This window comes from Prolixibacter sp. NT017 (assembly GCF_009617875.1).
In the GTDB taxonomy this organism is placed as follows: Bacteria; Bacteroidota; Bacteroidia; order Bacteroidales; family Prolixibacteraceae; genus Prolixibacter.
This window is the reverse complement of the sequence record NZ_BLAV01000001.1, coordinates 1,723,888-1,748,698: the sequence shown is the minus strand read 5'-3', so window position 1 is coordinate 1,748,698 and position 24,811 is coordinate 1,723,888. Positions and strand designations below refer to the sequence as shown.

Annotated in this window: 23 protein-coding genes; 11 read left to right on the top strand and 12 right to left on the bottom strand. The window is 42.7% G+C overall.

The window, feature by feature from the left end; all coding sequences use genetic code 11:
• Positions 1–15 precede the first annotated feature (15 nt).
• From GJU87_RS07195 to GJU87_RS07180, 4 genes are all read left to right on the top strand, one after another.
• Positions 16–582 (top strand): dihydrofolate reductase family protein, encoded by a 567-nt coding sequence (locus GJU87_RS07195; RefSeq protein ID WP_153638907.1) that lies wholly within the window; start codon positions 16–18, stop codon positions 580–582.
• Between the two features lie 327 nt (positions 583–909).
• Positions 910–1,356 (top strand): Fur family transcriptional regulator, encoded by a 447-nt coding sequence (locus tag GJU87_RS07190; protein ID WP_228491891.1) that lies wholly within the window; start codon positions 910–912, stop codon positions 1,354–1,356.
• Positions 1,357–1,458: 102 nt separating this feature from the next.
• Positions 1,459–3,540 (top strand): heavy metal translocating P-type ATPase, encoded by a 2,082-nt coding sequence (locus GJU87_RS07185; protein ID WP_153638906.1) that lies wholly within the window; start codon positions 1,459–1,461, stop codon positions 3,538–3,540.
• 1,351 nt (positions 3,541–4,891) lie between these two features.
• On the top strand, positions 4,892–5,563 hold the full coding sequence (locus tag GJU87_RS07180; RefSeq protein ID WP_153638905.1) for a hypothetical protein: 672 nt from the start codon (positions 4,892–4,894) through the stop codon (positions 5,561–5,563).
• A 102-nt stretch (positions 5,564–5,665) separates the two neighbouring features.
• Here GJU87_RS07180 and GJU87_RS07175 read toward each other — a convergent pair whose 3' ends face one another.
• Positions 5,666–6,013, bottom strand: coding sequence for a hypothetical protein (locus tag GJU87_RS07175; RefSeq protein ID WP_153638904.1), 348 nt, complete (start codon positions 6,011–6,013; stop codon positions 5,666–5,668).
• A 69-nt stretch (positions 6,014–6,082) separates the two neighbouring features.
• Between GJU87_RS07175 and GJU87_RS07170 the strand changes: the two genes are divergently transcribed.
• A complete protein-coding gene (locus GJU87_RS07170) occupies positions 6,083–7,045 on the top strand; it encodes an ARMT1-like domain-containing protein (RefSeq protein ID WP_153638903.1) in 963 nt (320 codons plus the stop codon).
• A gap of 1,061 nt (positions 7,046–8,106) precedes the next feature.
• Here the strand turns inward: GJU87_RS07170 and GJU87_RS07165 are convergent.
• Positions 8,107–8,247, bottom strand: coding sequence for a hypothetical protein (locus GJU87_RS07165; protein ID WP_153638902.1), 141 nt, complete (start codon positions 8,245–8,247; stop codon positions 8,107–8,109).
• 193 nt (positions 8,248–8,440) lie between these two features.
• Here GJU87_RS07165 and GJU87_RS07160 point away from each other — a divergent pair, with 193 nt between their 5' ends.
• From GJU87_RS07160 to GJU87_RS07135, 6 genes are all read left to right on the top strand, one after another.
• The gene (locus GJU87_RS07160; protein WP_153638901.1) at positions 8,441–8,857 is read left to right on the top strand and encodes a very short patch repair endonuclease; all 417 of its coding nucleotides are present in this window, start codon (positions 8,441–8,443) and stop codon (positions 8,855–8,857) included.
• 104 nt (positions 8,858–8,961) lie between these two features.
• The gene (locus GJU87_RS07155) at positions 8,962–9,183 is read left to right on the top strand and encodes a helix-turn-helix domain-containing protein (protein ID WP_153638900.1); all 222 of its coding nucleotides are present in this window, start codon (positions 8,962–8,964) and stop codon (positions 9,181–9,183) included.
• On the top strand, positions 9,183–10,364 hold the full coding sequence (dcm, locus tag GJU87_RS07150) for a DNA (cytosine-5-)-methyltransferase (protein WP_153638899.1): 1,182 nt from the start codon (positions 9,183–9,185) through the stop codon (positions 10,362–10,364). Before GJU87_RS07155 ends, dcm begins: the two co-directional genes overlap by 1 nt.
• Positions 10,361–11,584: a type II restriction endonuclease gene (locus tag GJU87_RS07145; protein WP_153638898.1), complete on the top strand. Its 1,224-nt coding sequence runs from the start codon at positions 10,361–10,363 to the stop codon at positions 11,582–11,584. The genes dcm and GJU87_RS07145 overlap by 4 nt, the downstream gene beginning before the upstream one ends.
• Positions 11,585–11,687: 103 nt before the next feature.
• A complete protein-coding gene (locus GJU87_RS07140; RefSeq protein ID WP_153638897.1) occupies positions 11,688–14,342 on the top strand; it encodes an ATP-binding protein in 2,655 nt (884 codons plus the stop codon).
• Positions 14,335–15,459, top strand: a complete 1,125-nt coding sequence (locus GJU87_RS07135) for a hypothetical protein (RefSeq protein ID WP_153638896.1) — start codon at positions 14,335–14,337, stop codon at positions 15,457–15,459. Before GJU87_RS07140 ends, GJU87_RS07135 begins: the two co-directional genes overlap by 8 nt.
• A 203-nt stretch (positions 15,460–15,662) precedes the next feature.
• On the opposite strand, the gene GJU87_RS07130 is transcribed toward GJU87_RS07135, so the two are convergent.
• From GJU87_RS07130 to GJU87_RS07085, 10 genes are all read right to left on the bottom strand, one after another.
• Positions 15,663–16,472 (bottom strand): hypothetical protein, encoded by an 810-nt coding sequence (locus GJU87_RS07130; protein ID WP_153638895.1) that lies wholly within the window; start codon positions 16,470–16,472, stop codon positions 15,663–15,665.
• The gene (locus GJU87_RS07125; protein ID WP_153638894.1) at positions 16,465–16,920 is read right to left on the bottom strand and encodes a hypothetical protein; all 456 of its coding nucleotides are present in this window, start codon (positions 16,918–16,920) and stop codon (positions 16,465–16,467) included. The genes GJU87_RS07130 and GJU87_RS07125 overlap by 8 nt, the downstream gene beginning before the upstream one ends.
• A gap of 143 nt (positions 16,921–17,063) precedes the next feature.
• A complete protein-coding gene (locus GJU87_RS07120; protein WP_153638893.1) occupies positions 17,064–17,468 on the bottom strand; it encodes a helix-turn-helix domain-containing protein in 405 nt (134 codons plus the stop codon).
• 70 nt (positions 17,469–17,538) lie between these two features.
• Positions 17,539–18,426 carry a HEPN domain-containing protein gene (locus GJU87_RS07115; RefSeq protein ID WP_153638892.1) on the bottom strand — a complete coding sequence of 296 codons (888 nt, stop codon included), beginning with the start codon at positions 18,424–18,426 and terminating at the stop codon, positions 17,539–17,541.
• A gap of 307 nt (positions 18,427–18,733) precedes the next feature.
• Positions 18,734–19,651, bottom strand: coding sequence for an AraC family transcriptional regulator (locus tag GJU87_RS07110; RefSeq protein ID WP_153638891.1), 918 nt, complete (start codon positions 19,649–19,651; stop codon positions 18,734–18,736).
• A 17-nt stretch (positions 19,652–19,668) separates the two neighbouring features.
• Complete coding sequence (locus tag GJU87_RS07105; protein WP_153638890.1) at positions 19,669–20,463, bottom strand: SDR family oxidoreductase; 795 nt, start codon at positions 20,461–20,463, stop codon at positions 19,669–19,671.
• Between the two features lie 894 nt (positions 20,464–21,357).
• Complete coding sequence (locus GJU87_RS07100; protein ID WP_228491890.1) at positions 21,358–21,777, bottom strand: VOC family protein; 420 nt, start codon at positions 21,775–21,777, stop codon at positions 21,358–21,360.
• A 56-nt stretch (positions 21,778–21,833) separates the two neighbouring features.
• A complete protein-coding gene (locus tag GJU87_RS07095) occupies positions 21,834–22,565 on the bottom strand; it encodes a YafY family protein (RefSeq protein ID WP_153638889.1) in 732 nt (243 codons plus the stop codon).
• A 395-nt stretch (positions 22,566–22,960) separates the two neighbouring features.
• Positions 22,961–23,725 (bottom strand): type I methionyl aminopeptidase, encoded by a 765-nt coding sequence (gene map / locus GJU87_RS07090; RefSeq protein ID WP_153638888.1) that lies wholly within the window; start codon positions 23,723–23,725, stop codon positions 22,961–22,963.
• 315 nt (positions 23,726–24,040) lie between these two features.
• Complete coding sequence (locus tag GJU87_RS07085) at positions 24,041–24,709, bottom strand: HAD family phosphatase (protein WP_153638887.1); 669 nt, start codon at positions 24,707–24,709, stop codon at positions 24,041–24,043.
• Positions 24,710–24,811 lie beyond the last annotated feature (102 nt).

Here is a 24,811-nt window from a genome sequence, read left to right as displayed (position 1 = left end):
AAAATCAAGATAACGATGAGGAAATTAAAACTACAAATGCAAATGACAATCAACGGTTGTGTTGCAGGACGAAACGGAGAAAAAGACTGGATGACCCTAAATCCGGATAATGAACTGATGGAGTTTATGAGTTCACTCCTCGAGACCTCCGACACGCTCTTACTTGGCAGAAAAACGGCAGAAACGATTCTAAAATATTGGGAGGATACGGCAGCAGAAAATCCCACCCACCCATTTGCAAAAAAGATAGCTTCGATCCACAAGGTTGTTTTCACATCAACACTCGACAAATCAACCTGGAACAATACCACTTTGACCAAAGGAAATCTTAGAGAAGAAATTGCCGAGTTAAAACAGCAAAACGGGAAAGACCTACTTGTTTTTGGTGGTGTCAGTTTTGTTTCCTCGCTGGTAAAGGAGAGACTAATTGACGAGTATCATTTTATTGTCAATCCAACAGCTATCAGCAGCGGTGTTACTGTTTTTAATTCGCTAAAAGAAATACAGCGATTCACTCCTATACAATCCAGGTTATATTCCGGTGGCAAAACTGTTTTGAGTTACAAACCACGTTATGACTGACCCTTTTTTTTATTTGAAAATAAAACAGGCTGGTCGGATTCAGCGGCCACTACAAACGAAACAAGGGGGGCGTGCAGCGGCCACGACATGTCGTGGCCCTATGACGTTGCTGCCATTCGCAACGCTGGTGTACCATGGTAGGGTCACAATAAATCGTGACCGGAATATATCATCGTGTCGCTCTTTTTATTTGGCCATTGTTTTTACTATTTTGCCACCGAATGATTCACAAGGACAACATCGCTCCATTATTCTTAAAACTTAACACATAACACTTAAAACTTCGCCGCGCTGAAACCTTTCCAAAAAATTTCAGTTTATTTAGGTGTGGAAGAAAACAACGTCATAAAGGAACAACACACCATGCAGGAAACGCTCGATCATCGGCTGACAGAACGGAATATCAAACCCACGGCAGTGCGGTTGCTGGTATTGAAGGCGTTTATGGCGCAGGAGGCGGCTATCGGTCTGGCGGACCTGGAAAACCGGTTCGACCATGCCGACAAAACGACCCTGTATCGTACCCTGAAAACCTTCGAAGAGCACAAGCTCATCCACAGCATCGACGACGGGACGGGCGCCCTGAAATATGCGCTGTGCGAGGAAACCTGCGATTGCGCCCCGGAAGATTTGCATGTCCATTTCCTCTGCACGGTCTGCAACAAAACATTCTGCCTGAACGACACGCCCATCCCCCAAATCAACCTGCCGACCGATTTTAGTCTCGACAGCGTCAACATGGTGGTGAAAGGCCTCTGCTCCGACTGCCGGTAAAATCACTCATTTTCATCGCGCTTCACAACTGCTGTGTACTTTTGCAACCCGGTTGCACAGGCTCTCGCCGTATCTTTGTGTCCATAAGAAGAGGATACAACCATGAAAAAATATCAGCTGAAGAATCTCGATTGTGCCAACTGCGCCGCCAAAATAGAAGATGGCGTGGGCAAACTCAACGAAGTGCAATTTGTGAATGTCAACTTTGCCAACCTGTCGATGACCATCGAAACCGACGACATCGAACTGGTGCGGAAAAAGATTCGCGAGCTCGAGCCAGACGTCGAAGTCACCGATAACGACGATGCCCCGCAACTGATTGCCAAAAGCGAACTGGCCGAAAACCGCGGAACACTCATCAAAGCAGGTGTAGCAACGGCACTGTTAGTTTTGGGAATCATATTCAAGGACGTGCTGGCCCAAACACCCTACCACCTGGCGGAATATGCCGTCTTTGTCGCGGCGTGGCTCATCAGCGGCTGGAAAATAATTGCCGGCGCTGTCCGGAACATCGTCAAAGGGCGTGTTTTCGACGAGCAGTTTTTGATGACCGTCGCCACGCTGGGCGCGTTTGCCATTGGTGAGATGCCCGAAGCCGTTGCCGTGATGCTCTTTTACGTGGTGGGCGAACTGTTCCAGGATATTGCCGTGGGCCGCTCCCGGAAATCCATCAAAGCATTGCTGGAAATCAAGCCCGAATTTGCCAACGTCAAACAAGGGACGGAGATCCGGAAAGTGTCGCCTGAAGAGGTACAGGTGGGCGATGTGATTCTGGTGAAAGCCGGCGAGAAAGTCCCGCTCGACGGAACGGTGCTCGAAGGCAGCTCGTTTGTCGATACGGCAGCGCTGACGGGCGAGAGCGTTCCCCGCAAGGTAAATGCCAACGACGAAATTATGGCCGGCATGATCAACCAGTCAGGTTTGCTCACCATCCGGGTGAACAAAACCTTTAGCGAATCATCCATCTCGAAGATACTGGAGCTGGTCGAAAATGCGACGGCCCGGAAAGCCAAAACCGAGAAGTTCATCACCACCTTTGCCAAATACTACACGCCGGTGGTGGTTATCGGTGCCCTGTTGCTGGCCGTATTGCCGCCGCTGTTCATCGCCGGAGCCACCTTCAGCGAATGGATTTACCGCGCGCTGGTCGTGCTGGTTATCTCCTGCCCCTGCGCCCTGGTCATCAGCATTCCGCTGGGCTACTTCGGCGGCGTGGGCCGTGCTTCCAAACACGGTATCCTGGTGAAAGGCTCGAACTTCCTCGACGCTCTGACGCAGGTAAGAACAGTGGTCTTCGATAAAACCGGGACCCTGACCAAAGGTGAATTCAAGGTCACGAATGTCGTTACCGTGAATGGCTACGATGAGCAACAGCTTCTGGAATATGCCGCCATCGCCGAGTCGGGCTCGAACCACCCCATCGCCCAATCCATCCTCGAAGCCTGGGGAAAACCGGTCGACGCGGCCCATATTTCAACCGTGAAAGAGATATCGGGTCATGGAGTGGTGGCTACCGCGAATGGCAACACCATCATGGCCGGAAACGACAAGTTGCTGCACCGCGAACTCATCGAACACGATAGCTGCGATGTGGAAGGAACGGTGGTGCATGTGGCCGTCGATAAGACGTATGCCGGCTACCTGGTGATTGCCGACCGCATCAAGGAGGATGCCGCGGAAGCCATTCGGAAACTGAAGAAGCGAGGGGTGAAAACCGTGATGCTGACCGGCGACGAGACATCGGTAGCGCAATCGGTGGCCGAGAAGCTACAGCTCGACAGCTACTATGCGGAGCTCCTTCCGGAAGACAAAGTACGGCACATCGAAGCATTGCTCGACGGCGAACACAAAGTAGCTTTTGTAGGCGACGGCATCAATGATGCGCCGGTGATTGCCCGTGCCGACGTGGGCATGGCGATGGGTGCGCTGGGTTCCGATGCCGCCATCGAAACGGCCGACGTGGTGTTGATGACCGACTCGCCCGCCAAAGTGGTCGATGCCATCGACGTGGCCGGGAAAACGCGCCGGATTGTCTGGCAGAACATCATCTTTGCCCTGGGCGTGAAGGGCATCTTCATCCTCCTGGGAATTGCCGGTGTCGCCAACATGTGGGAGGCCGTTTTCGGTGATATGGGCGTAGCACTGCTGGCGGTGTTCAACTCGATACGCGTCCTCCGGGAGTAAGTTTTCGGGTTGTACTGCGCGGTTACTGTTGTTCGAAAAAAGACATCAGACTCCAGACATGAGACGATATAGAGCGATCTTTCGATTGTTCATTACTCATTTTTCATTACTAATTGTTATTGTCGTTTCTGTGGTTACTATGGTTCGGCTTCGATGGAGGACTTCTTTGTGTTATTAGTGGTAAAAAAGGCTCCACGCAAAGTGCGCGAAGTTTTCGCAAAACCACCAAAATGCGCCCCAACAAGACGCCGGTTTCCGCTTAGGTTGCGGTTATTTCTGTTGTTAGAAAGAAGACGTCAGACATTAGACACCAGACGGTAGACGATAAAGAGTGGCCTTTCGATTGTTCATTTCTCATCGTTCATTTTTCATTCAAAAATCCTCCTCCGGCCTTTGGCCACCTCCTCCGAAGAGGAGGACATTTGCGAGCTACAGCTCTTTCAGCAGCTTTTTCGTCTCGATTGAGTGTTTGTCCATGCCTGAACAACACTAGCTGAATTGCCCGTAGGGCATTTGGTATTGTAGCAGATAGCACCTCACGTGCCAACATACTCCGTAGGAGTTTCGCAAAAGGCTCCACGCTAAGACCGCAAAGATTTTCGCAAAGCCCCCAAAATACGCCCTAACGAGACGCCGGTTTCCGCTTAGGTTGCGGTTATTTCTGTTGTTAGAAAGAAGACGTCAGACATTAGACACCAGACGGTAGACGATAAAGAGTGGCCTTTCGATTGTTCATTTCTCATCGTTCATTTTTCATTCAAAAATCCTCCTCCGGCCTTCGGCCACCTCCTCCGAAGAGGAGGATATTCGCGAGCTACAGCTCTTTCAGCAGCTTTTTCGTCTGGATTGAGTGTTTGTCCATGCCTGAACAACACTAGCTGAATTGCCCGTAGGGCATCCGGTATTGTAGCAGATAGCACCTCACGTGCCAACATACTCCGTAGGAGTTTCACAAAAGGCTCCACGCAAAGTGCGCGAAGTTTTCGCAAAGCCCCCAAAATACGCCCCAACGAGACGCCGGTTTCCGCTTAGGTTGCGGTTGTTTCTGTTGTTAGAAAGAAGACGTCAGACATTAGACACCAGACGGTAGACGATAAAGAGTGGCCTTTCGATTGTTCATTTCTCATCGTTCATTTTTAATTGAAGAATCCTCCTCCGGCCTTCGGCCACCTCCTCCGGAGAGGAGGACATTCGCGAGCTACAGCAAAGATTTTCACCATTTCCACAAAATTATTCCCGAAGGGATAAACCATTCGTCACCGCCGGTGGACAACAACAACTTCGCGCAACCAAACGGAGGGGAATACAATCTATTAAAAAGTAAAATTCGAAACTTTAAATCTAACCAGCTATGAAAAACCTGATATTATGGGCGATTCCTGCCTTGTTTTTATTCACATCCTGTGAACAGGATGATGTCTTTCCCCGGATAGAAGATACCACACACGGTGAAAAATGGACGCTTCAAATAGGGAGTTCTCCAACGGAAGTGTACAACCAGCTTCAGGAATTAGGGACCGAAAAAGAATTCGATAATGTAGCCATTGTGTATAGAGAGCCTTATTCAAATCCCGAAGACATTCAGAATATTTTTGGTTTTTACCGGTCTGTTACCCTGGAAACGACATCGGGCGTTACGGAGCGGGCCCTTATCGAATTCGATCAAGACAAAGTGAATTCCATCGAAACAGGTGGCGCTATGCTCGATGCTGTTTCCGCATGGCCTAAGGATAAGCCTGACGAGATGGCCATCCACGTCGACGACCCAATTGACACGATGTATGAAAAGTTGCTGGCAATTTGCCAGGTTTCTCCGTACAGTGATTATCAGATTATCCTCCCCGACAAATCGCTGGACAAACCTTTCGACCCAGACATGGCTAATTATGACGAATGGGCGTTTAGTTTTACGGAAGATGTCAGTTCGAACATCGTCGGTAAATCGTCCGTCAGATTGTACTTCAGCAATCAAAAACTGGTGAGAATCAGAAACGAGTATAGCGAGAATGAGGTAGTTTATTGATATCCGGGTGGAGCTACGCAGTTGCTGTTGTTTGTGTTGTTGTGGGCGTTAACAATTGCCTCGTGGCATGGCTTCTTCCGGTTGATTCCATTCTAATAAACATCATCTCCATTGCGGTCGGAATGTCTTCACCGTTTCAATCTGCGTTGGCCCGCGACCGCTTTTTAATCCGACCGGATTATAACCTATGGCGATGCCATAGGCTATTGCTGCAAGACCGTTGGCCTTGAAACGAACGACAAGCGTTTTTATCATTGTCAGGCTGAAGGCCTGAAAGACCTCAGCCCGGGGGAAGGAATCACGGTATAGCCGGGATGACGCCCACGACGGTCGCCGGGACAGGCCCCGGGTTAGATGTCCCCAACGACAAAAGGCGTATTGGGCACCTGTCGCAATACAAATCCCGGACAATTCTTCATCATCAATGATGGTTTGTGGTAAATATTTCATTAAAAATAAGGATTGACAGCCTGCTGCAGCCTCCCTACTTTTACACTTCACTATTAATGAGGAGCGCCTATGTTTCCGGAATGTGTTAAATGTATCGTTAATCAGGCAGAGCAGTTACTTCAAAGAAATTCTGTCGATAAAGAGCAGGCTAATGAGGTTGTACTGGACCTTCTCCGCTTTATGGCCGGTGGAGAAGACGAGGCGAAGGCTGCTCCGGCTTTACCGGCCTATATGAACAATTTGCTGAACGATCGGTTTCGCATCGATACAGCCCTTAAAAATGAACGTCGTCTGATAAACGATCATCTTCTGCATCTGGAAGAGATTATCCGCGACAGCATTTCCCGGGCCACTCGTCCGGCCCAAAAAGCCCTGCAATATTCACTGGCCGGCAATTCGATCATGAATTACCTGAATCCGCTGGATGTGACAGAAGATGCCATGAGAACAGCAGCCGCCCAAATGCCGGTTATTGACGATTCGGACAGGCTGTTTGCCCAGGTGAAAAATGCCCGAACGGTGCTATTCATTGGTGACAAAGCCGGCGAAACGGTAACTGACAAACTGCTTATGGAACAACTAAGACATCCCCGGATGTATTACGCTGTTCGTCAAAAAGGGGTGCTGTACGAAGCAACCGTCGACGATGCCTACCAGGCCGGAATCGACAAGGTAGCCCGTATTATTGGAATTCCCGGCGATATCAAATCATTCAGTGAAGTACCCGAAGATACCGAAGCAGGGAAAATCTACCGCGAGGCAGATGTCATCATTTCCAAAGGAGAACACAACTTCTGGAGATTGCACCAGGAAGGAAAGAGGGATATCTTCTTTTTAGTCTCCGTGAACTGCCAGGTTGTATCCAAACTGCTCCACGTCCGGAAAGGGCACACCGTTGTGATGCACCAGGAACAGTACCGGCGAAGGACAGCCGCCCAGGAAAAGCGTCCGGCACTGAAACGCCGTTCCAACGACGCGGTTCAACAACAAACAATCTGCACACAAAATGTATTTCCGGGACCGCGATTCTAGAAGCACAAGCAATATTCCACGATTGTTTTGCCCCAAAACCTAACGTGCTCCCGATGAAACCGTCCCAACTTTTCCAAAGTTTGGAACTTTGGAAGGGTATGCGCCCCGAACATGTTTTGGGGTGTGCCGCAGGAAAATCACAAGGGGCTGTTTGGAATTTCACCTCTTTATTCCCTGAAGGGGATTTTGGGCCGGTGACAAACGGTTAAATTCCGGATAGTGCCCCATTGTGCATTGAAAATCCTCCTCCGGCCTATCGGCCACCTCCTCCGAAGAGGAGGACACATGCGCGAACTACAGCTCTTTCAGCAGCTTTTTCGTCTGGATTGAGTGTTTGTCCATGCCTGAACAACACTAGCTGAATTGCCCGTAGGGCATCCGGTATTGTAGCAGATAGCACCTCACGTGCCAACATACTCCGTAGGAGTTTCACAAAAGGCTCCACGCTAGGACCGCAAAGATTTTCGCAAAGGGCGCAAAAACGTCCACCGATGACACGGCTACACTTTCATAAAATGTCGCTGTTTCAAACCGGCTTAATAAACGATATAAAACGCCCTGCGATTGCGATGCGCTTCTCACCTCCGAAAGATGAAGGACTTTCCCGACGAAGTTGAAGAAGTTTCTGTGCAAAGTTCAAGAACTTTCCTGGCAAAGTTGAAGAAGTTTATCCGGCGAGATGAAGAAGATTCTCCGGCGGGGTGCCCCGTAGAGAAAAGTATGTCCCCCGAACATATTTTAAGGTGCGCCGTGTGAAAAAGTATGTACCCAGAACATATTTTAGGGTGTGCCGTGTGAAAAAGTATGTCCCCGGAACATTTTTTGAGGTGTCCCGTTTGAAAAAGTATGTATGCTTAACATGTTTTAGCCATCGCTGCGAAGAAAAGTATGTATGCTTAACATGTTTTAGCCACTGCTGCGCGAAAAAGTATGTATGCTTAACATGTTTTGACCATCGCTGCGAAGAAAAGTATGTATGCTTAACATGTTTGTGCCACCGCTCCGGACAAAAGCGAGTGTGCTCCGCAGCAGCCCCCTCCGGGTTTTGAAATGAACCTACGCTATTTCCAGGCAACTGAAGGCCGTTTCTGATTGACGGATACCTGTTTCCATTTTACATGTACTTGTTTCCGTTTTACCAATGCTTGTTTCCATTCAACAGGTTGGTACTTCCACTTGCCCGATGCTTGTTTCTTTTTCACATGTGCCTGTTTCCATTTTGCGGATAGTTGTTTCCATTTTTACCGTGCCTGTTTCCATTCTACAGGTTGTTATTGCCAATTTACCGGTGGCTGTTTCTATTTTACGGTAGCTTGTTTCTGTTCTGCATGGGGTTGTTCCGATTACAAACGCGGTGATTTACTTTTTTACCCGTGTTATTCCTACTTTTGACACATGGCCGATGTACACGACAAAGCAACCCGGAGCTACAACATGAGCCGCATTAAAGGGAAAGACACGAAACCTGAAATGCTGGTCCGGCGCTTCCTGTTTGCCAATGGTTTCCGGTACCGGCTGAATGTGAAAAACCTGCCGGGAAAACCGGACATTGTATTACCCAAATACAAAACAGTCATTTTTATTAACGGCTGCTTCTGGCACGGTCACAAAGGCTGCCGTTATTTTGTCCTTCCCAAAACCCGCACCGAATGGTGGTTGCAAAAAATCAAAGACACGCAGAAGCGTGACAAGGAGGCGGAAATGGCCTTGCAAGTGGCCGGGTGGAAAGTGATTACGATTTGGGAATGTGAGTTAAAAAGTAAACAGTTAGAGAAAACTCTTCTGAATTTACTTTCCTCCCTTCATGACTGACTCCTCCTTCCCTATTATATTTCCAGTTCAATTTGTTGAAAACTAATCCACGTTGTGACTCATAGTCCGTTGACCCATAATCAACATAGGGATAGTTTTAAGTCATGGATATTCAAAAGAACTTTGGACTAAGAATCAAAGAACTAAGGGCAGTAAAAGGACTTAGCCAGGAAGCGTTAAGTCATAAAGCTGAGCTTGATCGAACATATATCACTAGTGTGGAAAATGGAAAACGGAATGTTTCCATTCAGGCTATTCAAAAAATCGTCAAGGGACTCGATGTTTCATTCTCTGAGTTTTTCACCTCTAATCTTTTTGATGCCTGATGATTAAATATTCTGAAATACGAAAACGGTTAGAGTTCGAACAAAAAAAAGAACTTGATGATCAACTTGCCGGCTTCACACATTATCTACATAGTCCGCAAGAATACAGTCGTGACGATTATTACAAACCTCTGGAGGAACAACTTAATGGTTCGAAGTTAAACAAGGTTGAAGAAACAGCTTTAAAACTCCCTTTGAAATGGGATGTTCCTTTTCCTCCTCCTGAAGACCCCAAATTTACCTTTATCGATCTCTTTGCGGGTATTGGAGGAATACGGCTGGCCTACCAGTTAGAGGGTGGGAAATGCGTTTTCTCATCGGAATATAACAAGTTTGCGAAGGTGACCTATGAAGCCAACTTTGGAGAGATTCCATTCGGTGATATCACGAAGATTGACGAAAAGTTTATTCCCAATCACGATATTCTTCTGGGAGGCTTTCCATGCCAGCCATTCTCCATCGCCGGAGTGTCGAAAAAAAACAGTTTAGGTCGAAATCACGGGTTTCTTGATGAAACGCAAGGAACATTGTTCTTTGATATTGCCCGAATTCTAAAAGAAAAGAGGCCAAAGGCATTTATGCTGGAAAATGTAAAAAACCTTAGGTCCCACGATAAAGGAAACACTTACAGGGTTATACATAATACCCTAAAAGAATTAGGTTATAATTTACACGTTGATGTTCTCGATGGGAAGCACTTTGTTCCTCAGCACCGGGAACGTATAATTATTGTTGGATTTGATAAAGAAATATTCAACGGAGAGGAAAAGTTTGACTTTCCTGAACTACCGAAAGCAAACAGAACTATTGAAGAGATATTGGAACCTGAGGTTGCACCCAAATACACCCTGACAGATAATTTATGGAAATATCTGCAGGAATATGCAGCCAAGCATAAAGCAAAAGGCAACGGCTTTGGATATGGTCTAGTTGATTTTGATGGTATTAGCAGAACCATGAGTGCAAGGTATTACAAGGATGGAGCTGAAATACTTATTCCTCAAGGCCCCGGCTTAACACCGAGGCGACTCACGCCCCGGGAAAGCGCCAGATTGCAGGGATTTCCGGATGAGTTCGTTATTCCGGTATCAGATACACAGGCATACAGACAGTTTGGAAACTCGGTAGTTATGCCATTGATGAACGCAGTGGCTAAAAAAATTATTAGAGCAATATCATGAAAAAACTTCAGGAACTGTTTAGAGGTGTGGGGTTTAAGCGGGTCTCTTCTGTTGAAATCAATCCGTTGAAATCCAACCAACATGAGCTTAATGGAATTTCACCTTTTAAAAAGTTATTTGGAGTTGAAAAAAAGTCGTTCAAGGGAAGATTTATTTACCTACCTGATGATAAAGAACAGTTTTTTGAAGAAGAAGGAACCTGTACATGGTATGATGCAAGAGAAAACCATCCCACGAGGACAGAATTCAGGCTTTTTTACTCCTGTAATGGTATTTTCCAGAGAGCTAACGAAGATGATCTACTCATTATTTTATGGAAAAGTGACGATGATTTATGGCTCATATTAACTCCCAAAGATTCAACAAATGAGCAACAACTTATTTGGCTATTCGATTTGCATAAATTTAACTCCAATTACAGACTTGGGGTGACCAATGTTATTCGAGATAAAGATGAGGAATTTGCTCAAAACTATATTCTTGAGATGTTGGGTATTGAATTAGTTATTCCTAATGAACAGCTTTTGAATGAAATGCTGCTGAAATTTGGAAGTCATTTTCCGCCAACAGCTGTTTTTTCGGATTATGCAAGAAAAACATTGGAGAACATACCCGTATTCGAAGATCCTGATGAAGCACTCCTTGTGTCGTTCAAGAGAGAAGAATACCTTTTTAAACTTCTGGAACGATTCTTTGTCTCAAAAAAATTACAACAGGGATTTGGAAACGACGGGTTGGATGTAGATCAATTTATAAATTATTCATTAAGTGTCCACAACAGACGAAAATCACGAGCTGGCTACTCCCTTGAAAATCATCTTGAATATATCTTTTTAAGCCACAAAATTTTGTTTTCCAGAGGTGCGTTAACTGAAAGAAAAAGCAAACCCGATTTTCTCTTCCCCGGAATTGAATATTATCGTGATTCTCTATTTGACCCTACGTTTCTAAAGATGCTTGGCTCCAAAACCACAGCAAAAGACCGATGGCGTCAGGTTCTTTCGGAAGCTGATCGGATTTCCTATAAACACTTAATCACTTTGGAACCATCCATCAGTGTCATGCAAACCAATGAAATGAAAGCACATAATGTAAAATTGGTTGTGCCAACCAAAATAAAAACAACATACACCCCAGAACAACAAAAAGATATTTTATCGTTCTCAGACTTTTTAGAAATAATGAAAAGCAACCAAGAAAAAATTGGAATTATGCCTTAATCTCATAGCTGCTTTCTAGTAAATTTTATTTAAAATAGTGATTGAAGTAGTAAATCATAGATACCTATAAAAACCTAAACAGATATAAATAAGGATCCATAAGATGAGCACCAACATTGTATTAAATGCAATTGAGTCTTTAAATAACTACAATTTATGCTTCTTAAAATTTGTTTCTGCAAATGATTCGGGAGATACTGGAGGTCACCAAGATGGAATATATATTCCCAAAAATGCGATCCCCATCTTATTCGAAACACCTGGGCAAAAAGGCATGAATAAAGAGAAGTATGCTGCAATTGAATGGGCAAATGGTAAAATAAGCAAATCGAGATTCATCTATTATGGAAAGGGAAGTAGAAATGAATACAGAATAACAAGACTAGGAGCCAAACTAACAACTGGTCAATTATTTATTTTACTCAAAAACGAAAATGAGTATAAAGCTTTTTTGCTTGCTCCAGAAGACGGAGAAAAATTTCTAAAACAAGTATCTCTTGATCGAACTGATACAAACCAAATATTTAATACGGAAGACCTATTTCCCCTTAAGGCAAAGAAGAAAGTAGATTCTGTAAGAACTAAAATCAACGAGGGAATTTATCATATTAGGCCTGCAGGAAGACATATTTTGACCATTGGTCGAGATCTGATAAAAGACAATTATGCAGCCATCGTTGAGCTTGTAAAAAATTCTTATGATGCTGATGCTCGAAATGTCGAAATACTATTTTCGGCGATATATATTGGGGCAGAGAAGCATCTCAGAATAGTTGTTGCTGACGATGGGCACGGAATGGATTATGACACTGTAACTAATAAGTGGATGGTCCCGTCGACTAACGATAAGCTGATACGAAAATATAGTCCATCAGGCAGATTAATGCAAGGGAGAAAAGGAATTGGAAGATATGCTACTGCAATTTTGGGAAATCAAGTATTCCTTGAGACATACAATAAAAAAAGTGAGGCCACAACTGTATTTATAGACTGGAATGAATTTGAAGAGAAGGAGTATCTGGAAGATGTACCTATCCTGATTGAGAAATTTAACGTAGCTGGACCAAGCAAAACGGTTATTGAGATTACAGGAGAATCGGCTATGCTGAATAGCTGGACAAAAGAAAACATTGATTCTTTAATTATTGAACTTAAAAAATTAAAGGACCCTCGCTTTAGCTATACCGACGAAGATGAATTCAATATAACACTAAAATTTTCGGATTTTCCGGTTGAAGCTTATGACAATGGAACATACCAAATTGAACCGTTCCCACTCTTTGATCTATTTGATTATCGAATCAGCGGCACCATATCTACTAACGGCGTTGCGAATCTCACATATGAAAATAAATCTGTGGTAGGTATAATTCCAGAGAAATATGAATATCAAATCAAATTTCAGAAAAATGAATCTAGCTGCGGAGAAGTGAACCTTGACATAAGAGTTTATGACAGAGAAGGTGACTCTATACAGAATCTCATAGATAGAGGTCTTAAAGACACAATAACAGGACAAGCATTAGGACGATTAGAGGCCAGACGAATACTAAACGAAAACTGTGGTATTGGGGTTTATCGGGGCAATTTTAGAATAAGACCATATGGAGACCCAGGATACGATTGGTTGGAATTAGATAAGGCAAGAGTACAAAATCCATCTATGAAGATTGGTAGCAACCAAGTTATTGGATTTGTTGACATACAAGCGGAAGAAGAATCAGGCCTAGAAGAAAAAAGTGCCAGAGATGGTTTAAAAGAAGATGGTCACTATCAAGGATTGAAAAAAATTGTCTCAAGTGCGATAGTAAAACTCGAACAGAATCGATTTCAATTTAGGTCAAGAACGGGAAAGGGACGAAAAAATCAGACAGCCAATGAAATTGTTAATTCACTTTTTAATCTTTCTGATTTAAAAACAAGTATTGAATCAGAAATCGAAAACATTGAAATACCTGATGAGGTCAAAAGTAAAGTATCAGAGCTATTTGCAAGAAAAGAGAGTGAGAATACGGCTTTATCAGAAACTTTAAAAAGAAAAATTGCAGAATATGAAGGCCAAGTAACATTAGGAAAAATTGTTAATGTCATTCTTCATGAGGGAAGGAAGCCCTTTATGTACTATACAAATCATATACCTTTGATAAAATTGGAAGCTGAATCTTTGAAACAAAGTTTTAATCAAGACACACTCAATTCCGTGATCAAGAAAGTTGATGATATTACATTCCAATCTAAAATCTTAATAGACCTCTTTAAAAAGATTGACCCACTGGCTGCAAAAAGAAGAGACAACAAAGAACTATTCTCTGTTTGCGAGGCAATCGAAACAACAAGAAAGGTCTTTGAAAATGAATTTGGCAGAAATGGAATAAGTTTTCAACTGGATTGTGAGCCCGACATCTCTTTCAATGGTTGGAAAAGTGATTTTTATATCGTGTTCACCAATTTAATTGAAAATAGTATATATTGGTTTAGCGATTCTGAGCTCGATAAAAAACAAATTAGTATTGATGTGACAAATTTAGGAGGATTACTTAAAATTAATTATTACGATAACGGAATTGGAATTGAACCCAAATTTATTGAAGATAGTACTATATTTGAGCCAGGCTTCTCCACAAAATCAGGAGGGACAGGTCTAGGATTGTCGATCGCCGGAGAAGCAATGGAAAGAAACAATTGTCGTTTAAAAGCTGAAGATGTAGACAATGGAGTACACTTTATAGTTGAACAAATACATAACAAAAATGACTAACCTCGATTTACTAATTCTGGAGGATAATGATCAAGATTTTGATAGTATACACAAAGCAAATTTTGAAGTATTCAATCGATTGAATCCAGAAATCAACTTTATTTTTGAAGGAAACAGAGCAAAAAAGATTGAAGAAGCATTCGACTTACTGGCTAGTGATAAAAACTTTTATGCGGCAATAGTTGATCTAAAAGTTACAAATGAGAAAGCAGATGATGCTAAGGGTAACGAACTAATCGAAAAAATATATAAAAAAAACAGGATCCCAATTTTTGTTTATTCTAATAATCTCCCGCTACTGGAGGAAAAGTATAAAGATAATCAAAGTCAATTACTTAAGGCATATAACAAGGCAGATAAGCCTTTTAGTGAAATTTTAAAAGAAATCAGTAGTTTATATTCGCTCGGGTTCATTGATATACTAGGAAAAAGAGGACAAATTGATTCATTTCTAAACAAGATATTTTGGAATCATTTTGCAAAGAATCTGGAAAAATGGGAGTCCCACGAAGGAACCAAAGAAGAAAGAGAAAAAGTTCTCATTAGATATATAAGTGAGCATCTAAAGGAACACATGGAACTAAAAAAAGGTTCTGATCCGTTTGAGCATTATGTGCCTGAAGAAGCATACATCATCCCATCTATTAAAGAGTTTGTTTTTACTGGCTCAATTGTTAAAAAGGAAGATTTTTTTTATCTCGTTTTAAATCCTGCTTGCGACTTCGCAAACAATAAAACTGACTATATCCTCATTTCTAAGATAGATCCTAAAGCCTCGCTACTAACCAGCTCCATAAAAAAATACAATAAAATAGGGAACTCTAAGGAAGATAAAGAAAAAGCACAGAACCGACTATATAGCTTAATTAGCAATAGTTGCTCCCCTAGATACTATTTTTTGCCTAAAGCCAACAGTTTCCAGGGAGGCTTGATAGACTTTCAAAAAATTGAAACAGTAAAAAGAAAAGTATTCATTAATGAATATAAAGCAATAGGCACAGTAACAAGTTCATTCATGAAGGATATTACTGCCAAGTTTTCTTATTATCTTTCAAGACAAGGATCCCCCGATTTCGACTTGGATAAAATATTTAGTAGTTTGAAGCAAGAAGAATGAACTTCTTGCTTCCCTTCTGAATTTAATTTAAACAAAAAATGGTAAGCGATTAGTAATTAATATACCGACGCTGACTTTCTCTTTGCACACTATTATTACTTTCTTCCCTCTATCAGCTTCTCCATCATGGCGACTTTGTCTTTTTCGGCAACTAGCAAGCGGTCATACAGCTCTAATCACATACTACTTTGACATCTTTACGTTTAGAATGGTGAATCTTCATCTTCTATGATTTTTAATTCTCTTTCTTCTTCTTGCTCAATGTAATTTAGTTTTTCGACCGATTGATACCTTATTCTTAAATTCTTATCTAATCCTTTCCCAAAGAGATCAAAAACAATATTGATATTGTATCGGGCTGACAAAGAGAGCCTGATCCCGTCTGTATGAGCATTACTTTTTCCTGAAATCATCAAGAACGGTGCAAAATGCATAATTGGCTCTGTATTCATAGGTATATCATGCTCAAGACCTTTTAATTCATTTACAGTTCCAATAAAATTGAAAAGCAATTCTGGAAACGGAGTAAAATGCTTTACTTCGGCGAACGTAATGAGATTCTTATTTTTCACATAGCTGAAGGTTTTATTCCCTTGATAAAAGTCCTTTCTCGTTTCTATTGTTGATCTTTTTATTACAGTAATGTCTGGAGTAGTATAAATACCTTTTTCATACTTTGATTCTACGGCCAGATTATGGTGAATTTGAATATCATTATTAGATTTTGTGCCCAACTTAGCGCTAAAATAGGAGAAATTTATATGATTGCCACTTGTAGTACATTTATATCTGTATTTGTTTTTTTGCAAGTTTTGAACTTTAATGTCAAACCCCATATCTTCGTAATATTGAACTATATAATTAAAACAGCTCATCTCGAAATAATCACTGATCCTATCAGCATGACTATAAATAATGGAGTTGAAGCGTTTAAGAAAACCCTTAATTTCAGATTTAAATGATTCTTTCTCTTTAAATGGAGACCTCGACTTTTTCTTCTCATTATCAGACATCACTAAAAGATTCTTTGAAGGTGACAATTTTTCGAATAAACTCCTTGGTCTCTACATATTCGAATATATACTCTGGCAGTTGATACATTTCTTTTAGTCTTTTAAAATTAATAATTACGCCAAGGATTTTATTATTCTGAGTATAATCATAATTGAATTTCCCAATTTGGATTCCGTCAGAATCTTTAATCTTTGAAACTCGGGTATAGAATCTCGTGGCACTATCCAAACAAATAATAACTCTTTTATAATAGACTGTAAGCAATAGAATAATTTCTATTACTTCCGTATCTGAATCTAATTGTGCATAAAAATCGGTATTTGAAATAAACCATTTAGTTTCTTTAAGCCGACTATCAAATTCAGATCTAATTTTCCTCCTTAAATCAGAAGGTAATGGTTTGCAAAACTGGTCTAATATATCAATAGTATCCTGATGCATTGCCATTTATCGTATTTTCAGCTTACTGCCAGCCTGTTTATATATATACAAAACTACCCTATATTTTCAATATGCAACGCGTACCTCTTGTATTTCAAGACATCAAACGGGTTTGTAATTTCCGAATACAGCACTAGCTTATGCAGTACTTACTTACTCAATAACTGATCGATCTTTTCTTTCAAATATTTATTTTCTTCTTTGAGTAATTCTATCTCGTTGTCTTTTGCTTCCAGTAGTTTATCAACTATTTCCTTTTCGATGCCATAGTTGTATGTATTTTCACTTCCAAAATTAACGCCAGGCCCATTACCTCCTTTTTGTATTTCCTGATGGATATAGTACCCTTCCGGTTTGAGCAGCTCTTCCATATTGGTCTCCAGTATTTCGGCAATCTGCTCCAGGCGTTCCAGGTCGAGTTTGGTTTCGCCGTTTTCCAGGTTCTGGTACGTGCGGATATTCATGCTCAGTTTGTCGGCCATGTCCTGCTGGCGGAAACCTTTCAGTTCGCGGCGTTTCTTGATGTTCAAGCGGGCTGTATCCATGATGTCCATAATCGCAATGGTTTAGTATTCTTTTTACGGTCAATAAATAATGAGCACCATTCCCTCACAAGGGGACGGTTTATTTTTCAGACATAAAACTATCGATTTTTTCTTTACAGGCCAGCTCCGTCAGTTCGCGCAACTGTTGTACCCGCTCCGAAAGGTAGACCAAATCGTCGCGGCTGATGCTGTAATCCAGTTTGTAACGCGAATCGATATAAGCTTTCTTCAGCAGGGTAAATAACCGCTCCTCTTCTTCGGTTTTCCGGGGGAAGATGGTCTTGAACCGGTTGTCGAGCTTGCAAACTTGTCCGTTGAGTTTGTCGAGATCGTGCACCTTCGGTTTGTAATCGGTGTACACTAAAAGCACACAGGCATAATACCGCTCGGTGGCCTGATGAAGCATAAACGCAGCCTGTCCCAGGTATTTTTTATTAAGCTTTGCTCTTTCGAAGTTGGTCTCGAAATCCAAATAGAAGATTTCAGCATTATCAAACCACTTATTAAAATAGAGCCGGGCTTTGCTTGTTCGTTGTTTATGGTCGAGCAGCTTGGGGGTTGCCAGTTGGAACTTCCCGCTGTCGTGCAGCATGATTCCCTCTTTTAGTACATCCATGAAGAAGTAACTGCCATCCTCAATCTCGCTGTTCAGGTAATCGATGCCGTGGAATATTACGTTGAGCGGGGCTTCCCTACCGGTATCGCGGCGCAGCTTGTTTTGCCAGCGCCGGTTGCTCTCCCGTTTAATGGCGACCACTTCGGTATCGAGCACCACCAGAATATCGTAATCGCTTTTGTATTCGTAGGTCGTGCCGTCTTCTTTGTAGCGGTCGTCTACCCAGTCGCCCCGGGCATACGACCCGAACAGGATGATCATCTCGGCCGGAAAGCGTTGCTCAATGGCCGTTACAATCTTCTGCAGTTCAGCTTGCTTGTCAGCGGGTAAATGGTCGGTGTTTGTTTTCAATGGGGCCTGTATTTTTGCGTTAACTAAGGTAAGGATTTATTGGAAATGAGAGAAGGATTGAAGGAAGGAATGAGGGAATGATTGAATGATTGGATGATTGGATGAGGGAATGAAGGAATGATTGGATGAGAGAATGAGGGAATGAGGGAATGAAGGAATGATTGAATGAGAGAATGAGGGAATGGAGTTGTTGGTTTCTGTTTTTGACGCTGTCAGGTGCTTTGCACGCTGACCGATCGGCGGTAGGTTTATATACCACCGTCAGGGTCTACGACCACTGACGGGGTGTGGGGTGCAGGGTTTCATTTCAGCTAAACGATTGTCTGAACTCCAAAGGCGATTGATTGGTCTTATTCTTAAACAATTTGCTGAATGATTGCGGATGCTCAAAGCCTAATGTATAAGCTATTTCGCTAACTGAAAGTTGTGTTGAAGTCAAAATTTCCTTGGCGTGTTCAATTAGCTTTTCATGAATGAGTTGTTGAGTAGTTTGTCCGGTGAGTTGTTTCAGACAGTCGTTTAAATACCGGGGTGACAAATTGAGTTGTGACGCCAGAAATGTAGCTGTTGGTAATCCTTTTTCCGTGTTGGTATTTTGAAAATACTCGTTCAGTATATCTTCAAGTTCACTCAACAGCTTACTGTTGTTCGGTTTTCTCGTGATGAACTGACGATTGTAATAACGGTTGGCGTAGGTAAGCAGCAAGTCGAGGTTCGCAATAATTACATCCTGACTAAAATTATCTATTGGCAGACTCATTTCCTTTTCAATCTGCGTAATAATATTTTCAATGGATTTTTGTTCATCGTCAGAAAGTATCAACGCTTCGTTGATGGCATAATCAAAGAAACCGTAAGATTTTATTTTTTGATACAGCGGATACGTTCTGAAAAAATCAGGATGAATGGATAACGTCCACCCTTCTTGTGGTATGTAGTCTCCTTTATCTAAAATATTTACCTGTTTAGGTGAAAAGAACGACATGACCCCTTCATCAAAATCATAATGCATTTGTCCGTATTGCATTTTGCATGGACAATCTTTTTTAAGGGTGATTTGATACAAATCTGAGATTAACCGGGTACGCTGCTCAATTTTCCGGTTAGGATAATCTTCGAACCGCAATAAGCTAAACAAGGGATGTTTGGGTTTAGCCACCCCCAACAATTGATGTTGCTGCTCAATTGACTTGATATGCAGGCTTAAAAATTCTTGTTTGCTCATAAATTCAAATTTAAAAATTATTTCCCCATTTGTTTTCTTTTGCTTTTGGCAAATTGCTTTGCAATAATTGTATTGGGTATCAGAGATAATATTTTGGTTGCTGCCGCATTTAAGCGTCCTGATACCTGAAATGTTTTTTTCTTTTCTAATGCACGTATCATTTCAGTGGCTACCTGTTCAGGTGTTTGTGTATTGGCTCCGGCAGTTAATACCTTTCCCCATTCATTATCGTTAGATGGCGTATTCATAAAATTAGATGTTGTAAGTCCGGGACAAAACAACATTACCTGTACTCCATAAGGTCTGCACTCTTCAGTCAGTGCCTCTGTAAATGAAAGCACGAACATTTTCGAAGCGGCATAAACACTCATATAAGGACTCGGGAAAAAGGATGCCATAGAACCTACGTTGATGATGCTGCCACTTTCGTTACTCATCATCGCAGGAAGAAAGAGATGGCAAAGCGCTACCATGGCGGAATTGTTTATTTGTAAAATTTCCAGCTCCGTTTGTAAGTCGTTTTTTACAAATACACCACTGGAACCCATGCCCGCATTATTGATAAGAATATTTACCACCAAATTTTTCTTTTTACTCTCATCGTAGATGTAGTTGGGTGCATGCGTTTTACTGAGGTCAGTTACTATATAGTCAGCTCCAATTTTGTGTTTGTCTGCTAACACACTGCACAGGTGTTTCAATTTTTGCTCGTTCCTGGCAACCAACAACAAATTGTGTTTTTTACCGGCTAACTGATGAGCCACTGCTTCACCTATTCCACTGGTGGCTCCCGTGATTAATGTTACTTTCATTTTTATCGATATTCGGGTTAAGTGCTCAAAGTTGGGATAATGGATTATCTTATAAGTGTTCAAAAGTCGGATAGTTGTGTTCAAAAATGAGGTTCGGTTTTACCTTGCTGTCAACTTATGTGTGATGATTGCCGAAACTACCTTATATCGACATTACAGGGGTAATATGTATACCCTGGTATTTTAAGATGCTTATTGAACCGGATTGGTTTCCTTTTCCGACACTGTCAGAGTGCGGACGGCAGGAAAAAAGGACATTTTTGAAGTGGTGTATTTGGCGTGGCATGGGAAAAGCCCTGACAGGGTTCGAAGCCGAACACGGGAATGAAGTTGCTGGCGTATTTCCGACGCTGTCAGGTGCTTTGCACGCTGACAGGTCGACGGTTGGTTCCTTTGACCACCGTCAGGGTCTGGCGACCACTGACGGGGTGTGGAGAGCGGCACAGGAGTGTTCGAAACCTTGTAGGAAGTTATCGGGAAAGCAGATTTGAAATATCAAGCCTTCAGCCTGTTTTTCCTCACCTGGCAGCGGTACCCGTTGGTTGGATTTTTATCTACTCACCCCATCCGGACTGCGTCCGAATGGCCCCTCTCTACAAGTAAAGATGGGCGGGGGCCGGTGATAGCATCGAAGTTTGTATTTGCATTCTTCCCGGCAGGATACCAGGTCGTTTTTGGAAATGATGCCTTTCGAATATGCAACAGCGTGAGTCCTTCTCTATGATTAGAGAAGGGTTGGGATGAGTAGAAAACATTGTTTCGAACACTCGCAGGGGCGGCAACCGGCTAAACGTACATTGGGCCAATACACTATTGATTCAATGTATGCACCTTTGGGTAAGCCACTTCCATCGGGCATACTTATATTGGCTGTTAGCCTTGGCGTCTTACTATTTATTCGATCTTATCTTTAAACCGCTCAATTGCTTCGGGCGCGACTGGAGTAAAGAAATTGACTAAATTTCCATCAGGATCCCTAAACAAAAGTGATCGGTTTCCCCAGGGCATTGTTACCGGCTCCTGTACCATGAAGGGCTTGATGAATTCCTCTAACCTGGCATAGTCATCATCGACATTCTTTGTTAAAAATTCAATTATTGCTGAACGATTTTGGGCTGCTTTTGCTACATCGTCACCACCGAATAGCTGCAACGTGTTGGTGCCTCCAATTGCCAGCGTCGCTGTTTGGGTTTTCAATTCGGCAAAGTCTTTCGTGTACCGTATTGCTTTTAGTCCGGTTATTTTTTCGTAAAAACCTGCCAGCTTCTCTACATCGGTGGTAATAATTCTGATTGAAAGAAGATTCATCATCATACTATTTTAAATTATTAATGAATGATACTTTACAGAGAAGCAAAAGTAAAGCAGGTCTATGACAAGGGTATGTCAGGGGTGGTGAAGTTTTTTTTCTTCTTTTCCAAATATTCAGCAAGCGTCAGTTTGTGCGGTTCAAAACTCAACTCAAGGAGTTTGATTTGAAGAATCCTGTCGAGCCTGAACATCCTGAAATCATTTCTTAAACGGCAATAGGCAATAAGCAACCAATCTTCGCGAAGGCTGTAATACAAAGCGAATGGTTCAATCTGTCGCAAGGTTTCTTCGTTACTGTACTTTGAATGATAGACGATTTCCAAAACGTTAAAAGAGGTCAGCGCATTTTGGATAAGCATCAGGTGATGACTCTGATTTGTATCCGGAATAATTGGACTGACAGCAATGCGGTTAGCTAACAACTCGGTTTTTTCTTTTGTTGCATTTTGCAATGCAGCCTGGACCTTGCTAACAGCTGATGAGAATTCTTTGCTAAGTGAAGAGTCCTTACTTTTTAGGAGCAATTGTTCGGCGGTTACTAAAGCATTTGCTTCATTTTCAGTAAACATTACCGGAGGAATCCGGTAGCCTTCCACCAAAGAATAACCTTTGCCTTCTTCTGTTACGACAGGAATGCCTGCCTGTTCCAACGCTTTTATATCGCGATAAATGGTTCTGATGCTTACGTTGAATTTATCAGCAAGTTGTGTTGCAGTTATAATTCGTTTTGTTTGCAGTTGCGTTACAATTGCTGTGAGCCTTGAAACCCGTTTTATATTGTTGCCATCCATATGATACTGTTTTACAAAGTTGCCCGGTGTTCCCGCAAAATACGAATTAATTGTGGCGGTGGTACGGCCGAGCGGGATTTCAAGCCGGGGGCAAGATTTCCGACGCTGTCAGGTGCGTTGTACGCTGACAGGTCTGACTTCGGTTGGTTGTGAGACCACCGTCAGGGTTTAGTAACCACTGACGGAGTGTGAAGCAAAATCCTGTTGGTGGTCGGAGACCCCGACAGTGGTTTTTGGGGCGGCAATAAAGGCACTGACAGGGTTGGAAGCTGAATACGGGAAGGAGTTATTGGTTCTCTGTTTTTGACGCTGTCAGGTGCTTCGCACGCTGACAGGTCGGCTGCGGTCGGTTGTGACCACTGACGGGGTAGCGGACGACAGAGCGTTTTATTCGATTAATTCCATATGCCATTCGTTGCGGTCAGAATGATCGGTTTTCCGTCGGTTACCACCAGGGTATGTTCGTGCTGGGCCATGTATCCGCCCCGGTTTCCCACCAACGTCCATTCGTCGTCCAGCTCGTTGGCATAGGTCGATGTGGTGGAAATAAACGTCTCGATGGCCACTACCGTGTTTTTCCGGAATCGTCGTTTGTCGGAGCGGTCTCCGAAATTAAGCAGGGCATCGGGCTGTTCGTGCAGGCTTCTTCCCACTCCATGCCCGCCAAGGTTTTTAATCACCTTATAACCTCGTTTTTTAGCTTCCTGCTCCATCAGATGCCCGATACCGGCTATCCGCACTCCCCCTTTTATCTGCTCAATTGCTTTCTTTAGAATAAATTTTGAAGCATCTACCAGGTTTTGATGTTGATGGACATCCTTCCCCAGGACAAAAGACCCGCCATTGTCGGCCCAAAAGCCATTCAATTCGGCTGATACATCGATATTCACCAGATCGCCTTCCTCTAAAACCCGCTTATCGGAGGGTATTCCGTGACAAAATTCATTGTTGACACTAATGCAGTTATAGCCGGGAAAACCGTACGTCAGTTTCGGTGCCGAGCGCGCCCCAAAGCCGGCCAGTATCTTTGCCCCGTATTCATCAAGCTCTTTGGTTGTCATGCCGGGCCGGGCAAACAGGGTCATCTCTCGTAACGTACATGCAACCGCTTCGCCCGCTTTTTGCATGCCTACCAACTCGTACTCTTTTGATATTGTCATTTGCTTTGTTTATTTCCTGATGCCGCTTATAACGTTTCAAACCACCCGATAGTTTGCACGTTTACCCAAACTATCGTTCCGTCAGTGGGATGTGATAATTATACCCGGTTGGTTTGCATTCCTGACGCGGTCATTGTTTTGAGCGCTAACAGGTCGCGGTCGGTTGGTTATAAGACCACCGTCAGGTTTTAACAACCACTGACGGGGTTTGGAACCCTGTCGGGGCTGCGGCTGTTCTTTTGACCACCGTCAGGGTCTGACGACCACTGACGGGGTGGAGATTGAATACTGCTATATATTGCGCTTACTATTTTTTTACTGTTTCATACAACCAGCTAAAAGATTTCGGTCAAACTCATCAAAATGCTCTATTACCGGGAAATTGAATTCGGAATAATTTTCATTGGTGGAATTTACAATGATAACATTTCCCACTTTGCTATTAATAGCAGCCTGAATGCCCGAGAAAGAATCTTCGAAGATAATTGATTCCGAGTTTTTCACCCCCAGTTTATTTATTGCCTTCTCAAATATATCGGGGTGAGGTTTCCCTTTTATTTTTCCATCATTATAGATAATATGCTCCTCAGCGAAATAATCGAGTAAGCCTAATTTTTCGATAAAGAAATCCACATTTGATTTTCCTGAAGCTGTTGCAATTGCCATCGGTATTTTTTGCGCTTTCAGGTAATTTAAAAATTTTGCAGCGCCAGGTGCCAATTTCATTTCGTGTCGCAGACACACACTTCTATAAATACGTTCTTTTTCTTCGGTACATTGTTCAACTTCCGGTTCGTTCAGCTTTCGTTTAAATAGAAATTCAAGTGTATCTTTCCCGTTCCTTCCGTGTATATATTCTTTCTTTTGAGCCATTGTCAGGCTAATGTTGTGGGTCTCCAGGTATTTATCCCACGAGATTTCCTGGTACTCCGAATCCCAGAACAATGTTCCGTTGAAATCAAAAATTACTCCTCCGTTTTTCATAGTCCTCTTTCGTTGGAATTTTTTATGCAACTGCCAATAACAGGCGCAACCTGCATGTATGTTTACTAAAACTACCACCAGTTATACCCATACGGGAGTGAG